This window comes from Phenylobacterium sp., from assembly GCF_004299445.1.
In the GTDB taxonomy this organism is placed as follows: domain Bacteria; phylum Pseudomonadota; class Alphaproteobacteria; order Caulobacterales; family Caulobacteraceae; genus Phenylobacterium.
Window position 1 is genome coordinate 142,420 of record NZ_SCTC01000069.1, and the last position, 15,095, is coordinate 157,514.

The following is a 15,095-nucleotide window of genomic DNA, read 5'->3' on the forward strand; positions in this document are numbered from 1 at the left end:
GGCTTAGCGGATCGGCATGGGCGCCAGCACCGTCGCCTTGCCCTCGCTGCGCATGCGCGCCTCGGCCAGCTGATCCAGCATCTGCTGTGCGCGCGGATCGCCGAACACCCAGGCGGCGGCGGCCAGCGTTCGGGCCGAGCTGGCCTGGACGCCCAGGGCCCGCTGCAGGCTCTCGAACGTCCCGGCCGCCGGGGTCATGCGGCGCAGGGGGATATCGCCCTCCAGCTTCGCCAGCTGCTTGGCCTTCTCCACTGCCTGATAGAAGCCGCCGACCTCGTCCACGAGGCCCAGCCCCTTGGCCTGGGCGCCGGTCCAGACGCGGCCCCTGGCGATCTCGGCCACCCGCTCGGGCGGCAGCTTGCGGCCGGTCGCCACGCGATTGAGGAAGTTGGCGTAGATGCGGTCCATCCAGCCGCCGAAGGCCGCGCGCTGGCTCTCCGAGAACGGCTGGCCCAGGCCGAACGCGCCGGCATAGTCGCCGCCGACGCCCGTGCCGCGCACGTCCACCCCCAGCTTGGCCAGCGCCGGTCCCACGGCGAACTTGCCGCCGTAGACCCCGATGGAGCCGGTCAGCGTCGTGGGTTGGGCCACGATCGCCGAGGCCTCGGACGAGATCCAGTAACCGCCCGAGGCGGCATAGGTGCTCATCGAGATCACCACCGGCTTGCCCTTGGACTTGGCGAACCGCACGGCGTCCAGGATCTGCTCCGAGGCGGTGTCCGAGCCGCCGGGCGAGTTCACCCGCAGCACGATGGCCTTCACGGAGTCGGCCTTGGCCGCGCGCAGGATCGCGTTGGACAGCTCGTCGGAATAGATGGTCGAGCCGCCGGTGAACGGATTGCCGCCGTGATCCTCGCCCGTGACGATGGGGCCCTCGGCCTCGATGACCGCGATCGTGTCGCCGGTGCGCGGTTGGTCGCGGCGCGGGTCGACATAGTCGTCGAAGTCGACGGTCTTGGCGTCCTTGCCGGCCTTGTCGAGCAGGGCCTGCTCGACCTCTCGCACCTGGCCCACCCGGTCGATCAGCCTCAGCCGCAGGGCGTCCTCGGCGACGTACGGGCCCGCCTCCAGCGCCTTGCGAAGGCCCGCGGCGTCGGCCTTCCGGTCGGCAGCCGCCGTGGCCAGATTGGACTGGTAGACCGAGCCCATCCACGACAGCGTCGCTTCCTTGTGGGGGGCGGTGTAGTCGCTGAAGAGGTAGCCGTTGACGGCGTTCTTGAACTCGCGCCGCTGCTCGTACTGCGGGACGACGCCGTACTTGTCGAAGAAGCGCTTGAAGAACAGATCCTCGGTGGCGACGCCGGTCACCTGCAGCGAGGCGCCGGGCTGCATCCAGAACTGGTCGGCGGCCGAGCCCAGCATATAGGTCGCGGTCACGAACCCGGCCGGATAGATGCCCTGGCTGTGGGCGTAGATCGGCTTGCCGGCGGCGCGGAAGTGCTTGAAGGCCTGCCGGAGCTCATCGGCCATGCCCGGCTCGACCCCGCCCTCGGGCAGCCGCACCAGCACGCCCTTGATCCGATCGTCGTCCTCGGCCCGGCGCAGGGTCTCGATGATCGACATCACCGAAGCGGAATTGCGCGCCAGGCCCCACAGCGGATTGTTCGGCGACTGGTCCGACAGCGGCGCGCGCAGGTCGAGCTCCAGCACGGTGTGGGACGGCATCGGCGTGGGCGCCGTCGCCGACAGCGCCATTCCGATCAGCAGCATCGGCACGCCGACCATGAAGATGACCAGCCCCGCAAAGACCCCGGCCGCGGTGATGAGGAACTGCTTCATGGTCTCCAGGGGTCGTGTGCGCCGCGCCGTCCGCGCGCTGTCGCATACATATGTGTCGGCGGCAAAGTCCGCGCACGGGGGCGGACGAAAAAGGTCGCAGGCGCCCGCCGCTCGCCCACGCGATCAGCGGCGATTAGGCCGCGGCAGGGATCTGGAACTCTCGGGAAAGGAAGATGGTCGGAGTGGCAGGATTTGAACCTGCGACCCCTGCGTCCCGAACGCAGTGCTCTACCAGACTGAGCCACACTCCGACTTGGAGGCGCGCTTATAGAGGAGGGTCCGCCGGGCTGCAAGCCGGCCATTTGCGGCGATTTATCAGAGGCGTTGCATCGCCCCGCGCGCTGCGCTATTTCCCCCGCTCCCGAGGGCACGGCCCCTCGGTAGCCGTTCCTGCTGGGGAATGGTGTAATGGTAACACTGCGGTTTTTGGTACCGTCATTCTAGGTTCGAGTCCTAGTTCCCCAGCCACGGAATTCCGCCCTGTTCGGGGCGGCGCCCCGCGGGGCGCGACGGGATTGCAGGACCACAACCCCCTGTTGCTGCGACAGCCTGTCACCCGGGAATCTACTTAAGCAATCGTCCCGAATTTCCCTGACCCGAATCAGTGTGGTTCTTGGGTGGCGTTAACCATAGTGAACGCCGGCTGAAGACGGCCTTCGGATGACTTCGGGACCTGGCGCTGGGGGCGCCGGGACGGCCTGAGATCGTCGACGGCCCCGCCTTGCCGGTGTTCTCCGAGAGAGTGGGGCGCGCGTGGGCGGCAAGGTGCTTATCATCGACGACGATCCGGCCCTGCTGCGGCTGATGTCGATGGCGTTCCAGCAGGCGGGGTTCAACACCGTCTCCGCCGACAACGGCCGCAGCGGCATCCGCATGGCCGGCGCCCACCGCCCGGACCTGGTGGTCACCGATATCGTCATGCCCGACATCGAAGGCATCGGCGCCATTCGCGTCATCAAGCAGTCCGCCCGCCCGCCGAAGGTGATCGCGATTTCGGGGGCTGGACGGGCCCGCGGCGCCGACTACCTGGGCTGGGCGCGGCATCTCGGCGCGGACGCCGTCCTCGCCAAGCCGTTCCGGATGTCCGAGCTCATGAAGATCTCGAAGTCCGTCATCACCAACGAAAACCAAGACGCCTTGGACCTGGGAGCCTGACCGATGCACATCCTTCTTGTCGAAGACAATCTCTCCACCGCCCGGAGCGTGCAGCTGAACCTGACGAGCGCGGGCCACAACGTGACCCACACGACGTCGGGCGAGGAGAGCGTCGAGCTGGTCGAGCTCTACGACTATGACGCCGTCCTGATGGACATCGACCTGGAAGACATCACCGGCATCGAGGCGCTGCGCGAGCTGCGCCTGAGGAAGAACGCCACGCCCGTGATCATCCTCTCGGGCACGACCGACGTCGAGGTGAAGATCCAGGCCCTGGCCGCCGGCGCCGACGACTACATGACCAAGCCCTTCCACAAGGAAGAGCTGATGGCCCGGATCACGGCCGTGGTGCGACGCTCGCGCGGCCACGTGGACTCGATCATCCGCACCGGCGCGATCGCGCTGAACCTGAACACCCGCAGCGCCGAGGTGGCGGGCCGGCAGATCCACCTGACGCCCAGCGAGTACAAGATGCTGGAACTGCTCTCGCTCAGGAAGAACACGGTCCTGACCAAGGAAGCCTGCCTGAACCACCTCTACAACGGCCTCTCCGAGCCCGAGCCCAAGATCATCGACGTCTTCATCTGCAAGCTGCGGAAGAAGATCGCCGGGGCCGCCGGCGGCGACAGCCAGATCGAGACCGTGTGGGGCGGCGGCTACATGCTGCGCGACGCCAAGACCGATCGGCTGGCAGCCTGATCCACCCTGCTGTTTCCACCTTTCCGAACGGCCGCGCGGGCTTCCGCGCGGCCGTCTCCGTGCGCGGGCTGGAACGGACAATTCGTCACTATGTAGAAGTCCTTAGGTGTTCGTCTCAGGGTGAACGCCACCCCCCGCGTGTGGTTCTCTCTGGACCACAATCTGGTCACGGTTGGGACGTGATGGCGATCAGGGCGAAATCGGCGGGAGAGCGTGCGGGCGAGGGTCAGCGCCAGGCTGCGCGTCGCAGGTCCCGCGCCCAGGTTCCGCTCCGCACGGCAGGCTCGGCCGAGGTCGAGCGCCGGCTTGACGCGGTGCATCGCCAGACGAGCGTCCTGGCACACGACTTCAACAACCTGCTGAACGTGATCATCGCCGCCAACGAGGCCCTGGCCGGGCGCCTGGATCCAGGCAGCGACGCCTTCGAGCTGGCCCAGGTGGGCCTTGACGCAGCCGAGAAGGGCGCCGAGCTTCTGGAGCGCATCCGGTCGCTGAGCGCGCCCATGGCGGCCGAGCCCGACCTGGTGGATGGCGCCGAGGCGCTGGTGGCCGTGACCCGTATGGCCAACGTCTCCACACCCGAGAACGTGACGGTGGTGGCCATGGCCATGCCCGCGCCGCTGGCCTGTCGCGCCGATCGGTCGGGGCTGGAATCGGCGCTGCTGAACCTCTGTATCAACGCGGGCCACGCCATGCCCGGCGGCGGCGCGATCCAGGTGTCAGCGACGGTGGCGCGCCTGGGCGCGAACGCCGCCGCCGAGTTGGGTCTGGAGCGGGGAGCCTACGCCGCCTTCGCCGTGAAGGACCCAGGCGTGGGCATGTCGCCGCAGACTCTGGCCCAGGCGACCCAGCCCTACTTCACGACGCGAAAGGAAAAGGGCGGCAGCGGCCTGGGACTGGCCGGCGCCAAGGCGTTCGCAGAGGCCGCGGGCGGCGCGCTGCGGCTCGTCTCCGCCGAAGGCCGCGGCACGACCGCGACGATCTATCTGCCGATCTAGGCCGCCCCCGCCGAGATGGTCGAGCGGATGAGGTCCGACAGGCTCTCGGCCCGCATCTTCGACATGACGTTGGCGCGGTAGATTTCGACCGTCCGCGGGCTGATCGCCAAGGTGGAGGCGATCACCTTGTTCGACGCTCCGCCGACGATCAGGTCCAGGACCTGGCGCTCACGGCCGGTCAGGCTCTCGAGGCGGCGCATCACGCGCGTGCGCGCGGCGTTGGCGTCAACCGCGGCGTCGTTCTCCTCTATGCAGCCGCGAACGGCGCGCAGCAGCTGCTCGGCCTCATAGGGCTTCTCGATGAAGTCGGTCGCCCCGGCCTTCATGGCGTCGACCGCGCGGCTGACGTCAGCATGGCCTGTAATGACAATCACCGGTAGCAGACAGCCCACGGCCTTGAGCTCGCGGATCAGCTCGATGCCATCCATGCTGGGCATGCGCAGATCGGTCACGACGCAGCCGCGCAGGACGGTGTCGAACTGAGCGAGGAAGTCGTGCGCCGAGGCGTATCCTCGGGTGTTCAGCCCATCCGACTTGAGCAGCATGACGAGCGAATCCCGCGCCGCGTCGTCGTCATCGACGACGAACACTGTTCGTTCGACCGCTGTCGCCACCATCATCACCCGCTCGCGCCAAAACAAAACTGAAGGCGGCGCCACCCAGGCGGCTGGGTTCGACCCAGATCCGTCCCTTGTGATTTTGGACTATAGCACTTGATATAGAGAGGCCTAGCCCCATGCCCTCGGGCTTTGTGCTGGCCAGGGGCTGAAAAAGCCTGTCTGTGACCGACGCGTCCACCCCGGGACCACTGTCCTCGACAATCGTCGCAAGTTGATCTTCGCCGACAAGTCGCGTGGATATGTTGATCTGGCGGTTCGGGTACTTGGTCACCGCTTCAATGGCGTTGCGGGCAAGGTTAACCACAAGCTGTTGAATCTGGATACGATCGGCGATCACGGTGTCGGGGCCCTTGAACAGGTCGTAGACAACACGTGCATTTGCCTCGCGGGCCATCAGCGAGATGATGAAGTCGACCTCGCCGATGATCGCCGACAGGCTCTCGGGCTTCTGCAGGGTTCCACCCCGCGTCGCTAGGTCGCGCATCGTACGGATGATTTCGCCGGCCCGCACCGCCTGGTCGCCCGCGCGCGCGACCGCATCGATCAGGTCGTCGTCGTCCAGCTCCATCCGAGCGATCAGGTTGCGGGCGGCGCGCAGGTAGTTGGCGACGGCGGACAACGGTTGGTTGAGCTCATGCGCGAGCACCGAGGCCATCTCGCCCATAGAGTTCGCCGCCCACACCTGGGTCAGCTGGGCGCGGAGTTCCTCCGACCGGCGCTCGGCCTCCTGAGCCGAGGTCAGGTCTCGGACCACCATGGTCAGCAGTCGCCGGCCCGCTACGACCACCTCGCCGACCCGCAGCTCCATGGGGAACGCCGCGCCGTCCTTGCGCAGGCCGGTGACCTGGCGATAGCTGCCGCTGACGTCCTCTGCCGTGGGCCCCGACAGCGCGACGTCCTCGCCCGGCGGCATCATGCGGCTGAACTTGGCGCCTACCACCTCGGCGGATGTCCAGCCGAACAGGCGCTCGGCGGCGTGGTTGAAACTCTGGATCGCGCCGTCGTCGTCGATCAGAACGAGGGCGTCGGCGACGATGCTGAGGCTGGCCTGCAGCAGCTCTTCCCGCTCGGCCTGGTCGGCGAGCAGTTCCGCGGCGGCGTTGCGTTCGCTGACCTGCCGGCGAAGGCCCCAGGCGGTGAGGCCCCCCAGCAGCAGGAACGCGGCCGTCGGGATCCCATCCTCAACGGCGCTGAAGCCGTCCAGGCCGTTCAGCGTGATCCCGCCCGCCGCCATGGCGAGCGTCGCGGTCAACGCCGCAGCCGGCCCGGCTGCGAGGCCGCAGACCAGCATCGCCGGCGCACAGAGCAGATAGACCGAGTGGCCGAGGATCGGGCGCAGAATGAACACCGCCGTCAGCAAGGCGGCGGACACGCCGATCGCCAGGAGCTGACCTCGAAGCACGCCGAGGCCAAAACCCAGATTCGCCACGCCGGTTGTGCGATTTCCCGTCCACAACCCAGGCATGTATTCTACATTCCCACCGGCCCCGAACCGGCGGCGAAGTTGTGCAGAACTTCTCCAACGCAAGCAATTACGTACAAACCCATAAGGGTGGCCGCCCCAGGGGAACTCACCTCTCGGGCGAAAGTCTGAACCCTCTTTCAACTGTCGGGGCGAAACCTTGGCTCACCCACCCGACAGCCGGACGCCCAGCGTATCGGGCGGGGTCTCATCTCCGCCGTTCAGCGCCTTCTGCATCCAGACGATGTCGACCCAGCGGCCGTGCTTGAAGCCGAAGCTCTTGCCGACGCCGGCGTCCACGAACCCCAGCGACCGGTGCAGCCCGATCGAGGCGGCGTTGCCGCTGTCGCCGATCACGGCCACGAGCTGCCGGACCCCGATCGCTTCACAGGCGGCGATCACCGCCGACAGCACGGCGCGGCCCACGCCTTTGCCGATGGCCTCGGGAGCGATGTAGACGCTGTCTTCCAGGGTGTAGCGATAGGCCTGCCGCGGCCGGAACGGACCCGCATAGGCGAAGCCCACGACCCTCCCGGCGTCCTCGGCGACGAGATAGGGCAGGCCGCGTGCGGCGACGGCCGCGCGACGGGTCTCCATCTCGGCGGGGGAGGGCGGCTCCTCCTCGAAGGTGCCCAAGCCGTGCCGCACGTGGTGGCCGTAGATCGCCGCCAGGGCCTCCGCGTCGTCCGCCGTCGCCGCCCGTACGATCATTTCGCCTTCCAGGTTCCTTCGATGGCCCAGACGGCGAAAGCGTAGTCGAGGGCGATCTCCTTCAGGAAGTCGAACCGGCCCGAAGCGCCGCCGTGGCCGGCCTCCATGTTGATCTTGAGCAGGATGGGGGCGTCGCCCGTAGTGCATTCGCGCAACTTGGCCACCCACTTCTGCGGCTCCCAGTAGGTGACGCGCGGGTCCGAAAGGCCCCCTGTGGCCAGGATCGGCGGGTAGGCCTTCGCGGCCACCTGATCGTAGGGGCTGTAGCTTTCGATCAGGTCGTAGGCGGCGGGATCTTCGATCGGGTTGCCCCACTCGGGCCATTCGGGCGGCGTCAGCGGCAACGACGTGTCGCTCATGGTGTTCAGCACGTCGACGAACGGCACCGCGGCGATGATCGCGCCCCAGAGGTCGGGCCGCAGGTTGGCCACCGCGCCCATCAGCATGCCGCCGGCCGAGCCGCCGTAGGCCGCGATTCGCCCCATCGAGGCATAACCCTCGGCGATCAGGTGCTCGGCGCAGGCGATGAAGTCGGTGAAGGTGTTGGGCTTCTTCTCCTTGCGGCCGTCGAGGAACCAGCCCCAGCCCTTGTCGGAACCGCCGCGGATGTGCGCCGTGGCCCAGATCCACCCACGGTCGACCAGGCTGAGATTGCGGATCGAGAAGCTGGGCTCCATCGCATGGCCATAGCTGCCATAGCCGTAGAGCAGCACCGGCGCCGACCCATCCTGAGGCGTCTCCTTCAGCATCAGCAGGGTGACCGGGACCTCCTGTCCGTCCGGCGCCTTTGCGAACAGGCGGCGCGCCACATAGCGCGACGGGTCGTGGCCCGACGGCACCTCCTGGGTCTTGCGCAGGGTCCGCTCGCGGGTGGCCATGTCGTAGTCGAAGGTCTGCCGGGGCGTGGTCGGCGACTGGTAGACGAACCGCGTGGTCGTCGTGTCGTACTCGTAGCCGCCCTCGAGGTTCAGCGCGTAGGCCTCCTCGTCGAACGAGACGATGTGCTCGACGCCGTCACGCGCCGTCACCACCAGGGTGTCCAGCGCGTTCACCCGCTCGGCGCGGACCAGATGGTTCGCAAAGGCGGCGAAGCCCGCGACGTAGTGGCCGGGACGATGCGCGATCCAGTCGCGCCAGGTCGAGCGGGCCGGAACCGCGGCCTCCGAGACGCACAGCTTGAAGTCCACGGCGTCGTCGGCGTTGGTGCGGATCACCCACCGGTCTGTCCAGTGTTCGATGGCGTACTTCACGCCCACCTGCCGCGGCTCGGCCACGACCGGCTGGGCGGTCGGGTCGGCGGCGGGGATCAGCCAGAGCTCGGTGGTCTCCTGGTTGCCCACATGGATCAGGATGTGGCTGTCGTCGGCGGTGACGCCCACGCCCAGGAACATGCCGTCGTCGGCCTCTTCATAGACCAGCACGTCGTCGGCGCCCCCATCGGCGCCTGGACGCGCCGCCCTGCGGAAGACCTTGGCGGGGCGGGCGTTCTCGTCGCGCCAGATCCAGAACAGCCACTGGCTGTCGGGCGAGAAGCAGAAGTCGCCGTAGGCGCTCTCGATGGGCGGTCCCACCTCCTGGCCGGTCGCCAGGTCCTTCACGCGCACCTGATAGTATTCCGAGCCCTGCTCGTCGGCGGCCCAGGCGTAGAGCTCGTGGTCCGGGCTGTGGTGCGCGCCGCCGACATTGAAGTAGGCCTTGCCCTTCGACAGCGCCTCCTCGTCCAGCAGCACCTCTTCGCCTTCGCTCGCGCCGCGCGGGCGGCGGGCATGCACCGGATGCTCGGCGCCGAGGTCGTAGCGGACATAGTAGTCGAACGGCCCGTCGGGGGCGGGGACCGAGGAGTCGTCCTCCTTGATGCGCCCCTTCATCTCGGCGAACATCTGGGCCTGCAGGGCCTCGGTCTCGGCCAACACGGCCTTGGTGTAGGCGTTCTCGGCGTCGAGATGCTCGCGGACGTCGGCGCGCAAGGCCTTCGGATCGCGCAGCACCTGCTGCCAGTTCTCGTCCTTCATCCAGGCGTAGTCGTCGGTTCGGACGCGGCCCAGTTGCTCGATGCGGCGGGGGATCTTCTGGGCGACGGGGGGCTTGGGCAGGGTCATGCCCGCTAGATGCGACGCCCGCCCGCCGGTGTCATCCCCACATCCCTGCGGCGCCCACGAAGGCGTGATCGGGCAGGCCGTTGTCGCCAGGCCCTTGGCCCGCGACTGTGTCGTCCGGGGCGCCCGGCGCGCGAAGGCCTGACGGCGAAGCTTTCCTGTTTGTTTTCCGACAGGTGCGCGCTTCCGCGCAGCGGCGTTCGGGCGCAGGGGATTATGGCGACTTGTAGGCAGGCGCAGTTCAGTGATTCACTCTTTATGCATCGAGATCGCGCATCAAAGTCGCGAAGGGTTTTTCGAGTTTAGGGGCCCGGCATGGTCATGGACCTTGCGGTTGAGCTGATCCACGCGACTGTCCAGCTGGAGCAACCGCTGGGCGACGGGACCCGCACGGTGGGGACCGGGTTCCTCATCTCGTCGCCCGGGCCCGACGGCAAGCCGCGCACGGTCCTCATCACCGCCAACCACGTCTTCGACAAGATGCAGCTGGCCGAGGCCCGCATCGGCTATCGCGTGGCCAATGCGGACGGCTCGTGGTCCTACGCGCCCAAGCCTCTCAAGATCCGCGACAAGGACGGCGCGGCGCTCTGGACCCACCATCCCACCCGCGACGTGGCGGCCATGACGATCAAGGCTCCGCCGGAGTTCGCCAAGGCGGCGATCCCGGTGGACTACCTCGCCAAGGACGACACCTTCGACGCCTATCAGGTGAACGCCGGCAACGAGATGATGGCGCTGGGCTTTCCGCGCGGCCTGTCGGCGAATTCGGCAGGCTTCCCGATCCTGCGCTCGGGCCGCGTGGCCAGCTACCCGCTTGGCCCGGCGGCGGCGTTCCCCACGTTCCTGCTCGATTTCTCGGTGTTCCCGGGCAACTCGGGCGGCCCGGTGTTCATCAGCCGCCAGCAGAATCCGACCACGCTGACGCCGGTCGGCGACAAGGCGCCTGAGCAGGGCTTCATCGCGGGTCTGCTGACCCAGCAGGTCGAGCTGAATTCCGAACGCCTGGAAATCGGCATCGTCACGCACGCTCGGTACATCCGCGAGACGATCGACCTGATGGGTTCGCCCCTGGCGGCCGCCACGGTGGCCGATGCCGATCGGCCGACGCCCCCGGCCGTCCAGGGCGCCCGCACGGCCGCGGCGGAAGAAGCGGCGCGGGACTAGCCGCGCCGCGCAACGTCTAGCCGCCGTAGACGACCGAAATCGTCTCGGCGATGCAGGCGGGCTTGGACTCGCCTTCGATCTCGATGGTGCACTCGTTCTTGATCTGCATGCCGCCGGCCTTGGGCTCGGCGCCGATCAGCTTCTGGCGCATGCGCACGCGCTTGCCGACGCGCACCATGTTGATGAAGCGCACCTTGTCCGAGCCGTAGTTGATGCCCCGGGTCACGCCCTTCACCGGCAACATCCCCGCGCCCAGGAACGGGATCAGGCTGAGCGTCAGATAGCCGTGGGCGATCGGGCCGCCGATCTCCTTGGTGGCGCGCTCGACGTCGACGTGGATCCACTGATGGTCGCCGGTCGCCTCGGCGAACTGGTTCACACGCTCCTGGGTGATTTCGACCCAGTCCGACACGCCCACTTCCTGGCCCACCATGCCGGGCAGGTCCTTGATCTCGACCGGGTTCATTCGTCTCGCTCCTCGCGCTTGAAACTGGAGCCTGTCGTCTAACATCTGTTTGGATCGGAGCAAGGCGGACGCGAGGTCAGATGGGCGAGGACATCACGATCCGCCGTGCGCGCGCGGACGAAGCCGGGGTGCTGACCGCGCTCGCGCTGCGGGCCAAGGCGTCATGGGGCTACGACGCGGCGTTCATGGAAGCCTGCCGCGAGGAGCTCACCCTGACGCCCGCGAAGATGGCCGCCTGGCAGGTGTGGGTGGCCGAAGCGGGCGGGCGGATCGCCGGCATGATCGCCCTCAACCTGGAGCGAGGCGCCCAGGTCGAGGACTTCTTCGTGGAACCTGCGTTCCAGGGCCGCGGCGTTGGCGGTGAGCTGATCGCGACCCTCCAGGAGGCCGCCCGCGCGGCGGGGGTCGGGGTGCTGGAGGTGGACGCCGATCCGAACGCCGAGGCGATCTACGCAAAGCTGGGATTCCAGACGTTCAGCCGCTCGCCCTCGGGCTCGATCCCCGGGCGGTGGCTCCCCCGCATGCGGTTGGCGCTCTGATTTCTCTGGACCGGTCTAGGCCGGCGCGCCGTCGAAGATCAACACCTCGCTGCGCGCGCGCTGGCGCAGGCTCAGCAGCGGCGGATACTCGGGCGATGCGTAGAAGGCCCGGAGCGTGGTCATGTCGGGAAAATCGAGCAGCACGGTGCGCCGCACCGCCCGATCGCCTCCAGGATCTTTGCCTCGCCGCCACGCGCAAGATAGCGTCCGCCGTACCGGGTGAGCAGCGCGGAAACGTCGCGCCGGTAGGCCTCGACGCCTTCCGGATCGATGACGTCGATCTCGGCAAGCAGATAGGCGGCCATGGCGGCGTCAGACGATCCGCGAGCCTTCCTTGCCCCAGTAGGCGTCCCGGATAAGGCGCTTGTAGAGCTTGCCGGTCGCGTGGCGCGGCAGCTCCTCCATGAAGTCCAACTTGCGCGGCGCCTTCACGTGGCTGAGACCGGCGCGGGCGAAGGCCATGAGCTCGTTGCGCAGCGCGTCGCCAGCTTCGGCCCAGTTGGCCGGCTGGATCACGGCCACCACCTGTTCGCCCATCTCCTCGTGCGGCGCGCCCACGACGGCGACGTCGGCGACCTTGGGATGGCCGATGAGCAGGTTCTCGATCTCCTGCGGATAGATGTTCACGCCGCCCGAGATGATCATGAAGCTCTTGCGGTCGGTCAGATAGAGGAAGCCCTCCTCGTCCACCCAGCCTACGTCGCCCAGGGTGGTCCAGCCGTGCTTGTTGGTGCCCTCGGCCACCTTCTCTGGGGCGTTGTGGTAGCTGAGCGGCGGGCCGTTGGCGAAGTGCACCACGCCCTCGCTGCGGGGCGGCAGCGCCTCGCCGTCCTCGCCGCAGATGCGCAGTTCGCCGATGACCGCGCGGCCGACCGAACCCTTGTGGGTCAGCCAGTCCTGCGCGGTGATGTAGCAGAAGCCGTTGCCCTCGGTGCCGGCGTAGTACTCGTAGATGGCGTTGCCCCACCAGGCGATCATCTGCTCCTTCACGGGGATGGGGCAGGGGGCCGCCGCGTGCACCGCCGACTTCATCGAAGAGACGTCGTACTTGGCGCGCACCTCTTCCGGCAGCTTCAGCATGCGCACGAAGTGGGTCGGCACGAACTGGCCGCAATCGCACCTGTACTTCTCGATGAGGGCCAGCGCGGCCTCAGGGTCGAACTTCTCCATCACCACCACGGTGCCGCCCGAGCGGTGCACGCCCATGGTCCAGCGCAGCGGCGCCGCGTGATAGAGGGGCGCCGGCGACAGGTAGACCGGCGTCTCGGGGAAGCCGAACAGCATCTGGGCGATGCTGCCCATGCCCGGGGTCTCGTCGATGGCGAGGCCGGTCAGAGGCGGCTTGATGCCTTTAGGCCGTCCGGTGGTGCCCGAGGAATAGAGCATGTCCGAGCCCGAGGTCTCATCGGCGATCGGCGTGGTGGGGAAGGCGGCCAGGGCCTCTTCCCAGCTGGCGTAGGGCGCCCGAGCCTCGCCGGTCATGTAGAGCTTCACATGCTTGGGCAGCACGCCCGGAAGCTCGTCGACCACGCTGCCGACGCCGGGCGAGGTGATCAGCACCTGCGCGCCGCAGTCGCCGATGATGTAGTCCACCTCGCCGGCGGTGAGCTTGGACGAGATGCAGGTGTAGTAGAGCCCGCTGCGCTGGGCGGCCCAGGCGATCTCGAAATAGCGCGGGTGGTTGTCCATGAAGATCGCGATCACGTCGCCGGTCTTCAGACCCAGCGAGCGGAACAGGTGCGCGCCCTGGTTCGAGCGCTCGTCCAGTTGCTTGTAGGTCACCGTCTCGCCCGACCCGGCCATGATGTAGGCGGCGCGGTCAGGATGGGTCTTGGCGTGGGTCGACGGATGCATGCTGTTCACTCCCGTGGACGGTCTGCGAGCCGCCCCTTTCACGGCGCGATAGCAGGCGGGTGACGTCGGGTGCGTCAAGCGGGGCCGGCGCCTGTCGTTCGGGCGAATTCACGTCAGCCTGCACGGACTTTCGACAAACGTGACGCATCCGTCACGGTGTGACGCGGCGGTCTCGCAACGCCGCCGGCCGCCGACCAAGGTTCCGCAACCGATCCCCCAGGAGGTTCCATGGTCGCCCTTCTCCTTGCCGCCCTCTTCCAGAGCGCGGCGCCCGCCGCCACCGTCGCCGCCACGCCCGCCGCGCCGCCCGCAAAAGCCGCGAGGCTGGCCTGCCGCAAGGAGACGGTGGTCGGCAGCACGATCAAGAAGAAGATCTGCCCCCGCAAAGTCGAAGTGGCCGCCCAGGGTGACTCCCCCGAGGCCGCCGAGATGGCCCAGGACAAGTAGCGCTCATCGCTGCGCCGAGGGCGGGGGTGATGCGCCCGCGCCGTCCGTTCTTCGGGTCGCGCCAAGCTTGACCGACCTACCGTGAGCCCTGCGCCAAAAGGCATGCTATTCGCTCGCGGACGGAGGCAACTTGATCGACTCGCTTCACCTGGCGCTGGCCAACCTTCTGGCTCCGGCTGTGCTGTTCTTCCTCCTGGGGTTCGGCGCCGGATGGCTGCGCTCCGACCTCACCGTGCCCGAGAGCGCCGCCAAGACGCTGGCCCTCGTGCTCATGCTCTGCATCGGTTTCAAGGGCGGCGTGGAGGCGTCCAAGGCGGGCCTCTCGCCCGACTTCCTCTCGGCGGCGGGCGCCGGCGTGGCGCTCAGCTTCCTGACGCCGGTGGTCGGGTTTTTCGCTCTGCGCGCGATAAGCAAACTGGATCGCGCCACCGCGGCCGCGACGGCGGCGCACTATGGCTCGGTCTCGATCGTGACGTTCGTGGCCGGCACTGAGTTTCTCAAGGCCGCCGGCCTGCCATTCGGGGGCTACATGGTCGCCGTGGTCGCCATGATGGAGACGCCCGCGATCCTCTCGGCGCTGCTGCTGGCCGGGGCCGGAGCCGCCGGTCGCCAGGGCCTGCGTGGCGAACTGGTCCGGGAAGTGGCCCTGAACGGCTCGGTGGTGGTGCTGATCGGCTCGTTCCTCATCGGCGCGGTCACGGGCACGGCGGGGATGGCGAAGCTGGATGTCTTTGTCGGACCGGTATTTCAGGGCGTGCTCGTGATCTTCCTGCTCGACATGGGATTGGTCGCTTCGCGGCGCCTGCGCGCGGCCCGCAGCCTGACCCTGCCCATCGTTGCGTTCGCCCTGATCATGCCGCTGGTGTCCTGCGGCATGGCGCTGCTGCTCTCGTACGGGCTGGGATTGAGCGCCGCCGATACGGCGATCCTGGCGATCCTGGCGGCCAGCGCATCGTACATCGCGGTCCCGGCCGCGATGCGCATCGCGATTCCGGAAGCGGATCCCGGCGTCTACCTCACGCTATCGCTGGCCATCACCTTCCCCTTCAATCTCGTCCTCGGCATTCCGCTGTACACAGCCGCGGCCAGGCTCGTCATGGGATGA

General features: G+C 68.0%; 14 protein-coding genes, 2 tRNA genes and 1 pseudogene. 8 read left to right on the top strand and 9 right to left on the bottom strand.

From position 1 onward, the window contains the following. Positions 1–3: 3 nt before the first annotated feature. A complete protein-coding gene (gene sppA, locus EPN98_RS19395; RefSeq protein ID WP_293364572.1) occupies positions 4–1,779 on the bottom strand; it encodes a signal peptide peptidase SppA in 1,776 nt (591 codons plus the stop codon). A 174-nt stretch (positions 1,780–1,953) separates the two neighbouring features. After that, positions 1,954–2,030 (bottom strand) — tRNA-Pro (locus tag EPN98_RS19400). Positions 2,031–2,173: 143 nt separating this feature from the next. Between EPN98_RS19400 and EPN98_RS19405 the strand changes: the two genes are divergently transcribed. The 4 genes from EPN98_RS19405 (at position 2,174) to EPN98_RS19420 (ending at position 4,631) form a co-directional block, all read left to right on the top strand. Beyond that, positions 2,174–2,247, top strand: a tRNA-Gln gene (locus EPN98_RS19405). A 285-nt stretch (positions 2,248–2,532) separates the two neighbouring features. Further along, the gene (locus EPN98_RS19410) at positions 2,533–2,934 is read left to right on the top strand and encodes a response regulator (RefSeq protein ID WP_293364573.1); all 402 of its coding nucleotides are present in this window, start codon (positions 2,533–2,535) and stop codon (positions 2,932–2,934) included. A gap of 3 nt (positions 2,935–2,937) precedes the next feature. Continuing rightward, positions 2,938–3,633: a response regulator transcription factor gene (locus EPN98_RS19415; protein WP_293364574.1), complete on the top strand. Its 696-nt coding sequence runs from the start codon at positions 2,938–2,940 to the stop codon at positions 3,631–3,633. A gap of 182 nt (positions 3,634–3,815) precedes the next feature. Continuing rightward, positions 3,816–4,631 carry an ATP-binding protein gene (locus tag EPN98_RS19420; protein ID WP_293364575.1) on the top strand — a complete coding sequence of 272 codons (816 nt, stop codon included), beginning with the start codon at positions 3,816–3,818 and terminating at the stop codon, positions 4,629–4,631. On the opposite strand, the gene EPN98_RS19425 is transcribed toward EPN98_RS19420, so the two are convergent. Genes EPN98_RS19425 through EPN98_RS19440 form a run of 4 tightly spaced genes read right to left on the bottom strand, consistent with a single transcriptional unit; the run spans position 4,628 to position 9,523 of the window. Next, entirely contained in the window at positions 4,628–5,176 is a 549-nt protein-coding gene (locus EPN98_RS19425) for a response regulator (RefSeq protein ID WP_293364576.1), read from the bottom strand. The two genes, EPN98_RS19420 and EPN98_RS19425, sit on opposite strands and share 4 nt — an antisense overlap. A gap of 28 nt (positions 5,177–5,204) precedes the next feature. Then, positions 5,205–6,857 (bottom strand): nitrogen regulation protein NR(II), encoded by a 1,653-nt coding sequence (locus EPN98_RS19430; protein ID WP_293364577.1) that lies wholly within the window; start codon positions 6,855–6,857, stop codon positions 5,205–5,207. 21 nt (positions 6,858–6,878) lie between these two features. Then, positions 6,879–7,424 (bottom strand): GNAT family N-acetyltransferase, encoded by a 546-nt coding sequence (locus EPN98_RS19435; RefSeq protein ID WP_293364578.1) that lies wholly within the window; start codon positions 7,422–7,424, stop codon positions 6,879–6,881. Further along, positions 7,421–9,523 (bottom strand): S9 family peptidase, encoded by a 2,103-nt coding sequence (locus EPN98_RS19440; RefSeq protein ID WP_293364579.1) that lies wholly within the window; start codon positions 9,521–9,523, stop codon positions 7,421–7,423. Before EPN98_RS19440 ends, EPN98_RS19435 begins: the two co-directional genes overlap by 4 nt. A 312-nt stretch (positions 9,524–9,835) precedes the next feature. Between EPN98_RS19440 and EPN98_RS19445 the strand changes: the two genes are divergently transcribed. After that, positions 9,836–10,684 carry a serine protease gene (locus tag EPN98_RS19445; RefSeq protein WP_293364580.1) on the top strand — a complete coding sequence of 283 codons (849 nt, stop codon included), beginning with the start codon at positions 9,836–9,838 and terminating at the stop codon, positions 10,682–10,684. 16 nt (positions 10,685–10,700) lie between these two features. Here EPN98_RS19445 and EPN98_RS19450 read toward each other — a convergent pair whose 3' ends face one another. Continuing rightward, on the bottom strand, positions 10,701–11,150 hold the full coding sequence (locus EPN98_RS19450) for a MaoC family dehydratase (RefSeq protein ID WP_293364581.1): 450 nt from the start codon (positions 11,148–11,150) through the stop codon (positions 10,701–10,703). Between the two features lie 80 nt (positions 11,151–11,230). On the opposite strand from EPN98_RS19450, the gene EPN98_RS19455 reads away from it, so the two are divergent. Beyond that, positions 11,231–11,689, top strand: coding sequence for a GNAT family N-acetyltransferase (locus tag EPN98_RS19455; protein WP_293364582.1), 459 nt, complete (start codon positions 11,231–11,233; stop codon positions 11,687–11,689). A 15-nt stretch (positions 11,690–11,704) separates the two neighbouring features. Here EPN98_RS19455 and EPN98_RS24560 read toward each other — a convergent pair. Both EPN98_RS24560 and EPN98_RS19470 read right to left on the bottom strand, forming a co-directional pair. Further along, positions 11,705–11,994 (bottom strand): annotated as a pseudogene (locus tag EPN98_RS24560) (DUF1330 domain-containing protein). A gap of 7 nt (positions 11,995–12,001) precedes the next feature. Further along, positions 12,002–13,543, bottom strand: a complete 1,542-nt coding sequence (locus tag EPN98_RS19470) for an acyl-CoA synthetase (RefSeq protein ID WP_293364585.1) — start codon at positions 13,541–13,543, stop codon at positions 12,002–12,004. 228 nt (positions 13,544–13,771) lie between these two features. On the opposite strand from EPN98_RS19470, the gene EPN98_RS19475 reads away from it, so the two are divergent. Together EPN98_RS19475 and EPN98_RS19480 are read left to right on the top strand one after the other, a co-directional pair. Further along, a complete protein-coding gene (locus tag EPN98_RS19475) occupies positions 13,772–13,990 on the top strand; it encodes a hypothetical protein (protein ID WP_293364586.1) in 219 nt (72 codons plus the stop codon). Between the two features lie 130 nt (positions 13,991–14,120). Further along, a complete protein-coding gene (locus EPN98_RS19480) occupies positions 14,121–15,095 on the top strand; it encodes a sodium-dependent bicarbonate transport family permease (RefSeq protein WP_293364587.1) in 975 nt (324 codons plus the stop codon).